Raw genomic sequence first — 1,067 nt, forward strand, 5'->3', positions numbered from 1 at the left:
GCCTGCGCCCCTGGTTGCCGCCCCTGGTTGCGGCAGGCCTGCCGCCCCCTGGCCGACGGGCATATGCCCTCTGACCAACCGCCCCCTCATCTCTCCCGGACCGACGGCAGTACGGTGTCCTCCATGCGCCCCGACACCGCTGCCGAGAACGTCGACCACAACGCTGAAGCAGCCCGCCTGGAGCGGACTGCCGGCCTCTACCCCGAGGACGCCGAACACCTGCTCCTGCAGGCCGCGGCGCACCTCGAACTGGCCGGCGCCCGCGCCGGCGCGACCGCGCTGTACGACCGCCTGCTGTCGTCGGCCGACTCCCTCGAGAACCCCCACCTCGTACGCGCGCTCAAGGCGTCCAACCTCTGGGAGTACGGCCACGAGGCGGAGGCACGGGCGATCATCACGGGAATCCGCGTCGCGGCCCCCCGCGACCCGGCCCCCTGGGTCATCGCGGCGGAGGCCCTGGAGGCCCACGACGAGCTGGAAGCGGCCCAGGAGACCTTCACCGAGGGCGCGACCGCGCTGCTCTCGGGCGTGACGGAACCCCCGTACTCGACCCACGCCCTCCTCTTCGGCCGCCACCGCGTACGCCGCATGCTCGGTGCTCCGCACGACGACTGGGACGCCCTGGCGGACACGCTCCACTCGTCGTCGGTGTCACTGGACGAGCTCCACGACCCGAAGCGCGTCTGGTCCCTGGGCTCGGACAACCCGGCGGAACTGGAGGCGGAGATCTCCCGCTTGCGGGCCGAGCTGGGCGCGTACAGGGAGGCCCTGTCCCGCCCGTTCCCGGTGGCGGTCCTGCACTGGCCCGCGGCGGAACTGGAGGAACTGCTCACGGCGTACCCGACGTTGTCGGAGGAGTACCCGTCACACGAGCTGCACCTGGCGACGATAGAGGCGTCCCTGAGAGAACTGGCGGCGTCGGGCACGCCCAACCTCGGCATCGTCACGGGCACGGTCCCGTCGTACGAGGCCTTCGCGGCATCGGAGGGCGCGTCCCCGAGCGACTCGTCCCTCCTCCCCCAGTACGCGACGACGCTGGCGGCGCGGGGGCGGGCGGTGGCTTGGCC

1 protein-coding gene is annotated in these 1,067 nt (G+C 72.7%); it reads left to right on the forward strand.

What is annotated here, in order from left to right; translation table 11 throughout:
• Positions 1-123 precede the first annotated feature (123 nt).
• Positions 124-1,067: hypothetical protein (locus tag FNH04_RS46220; RefSeq protein ID WP_152792180.1), on the forward strand; the 944-nt coding region annotated here is incomplete at its 3' end.

This window comes from Streptomyces phyllanthi (genome assembly GCF_009377205.1).
In the GTDB taxonomy this organism is placed as follows: Bacteria; Actinomycetota; Actinomycetes; order Streptomycetales; family Streptomycetaceae; genus Streptomyces; species Streptomyces phyllanthi.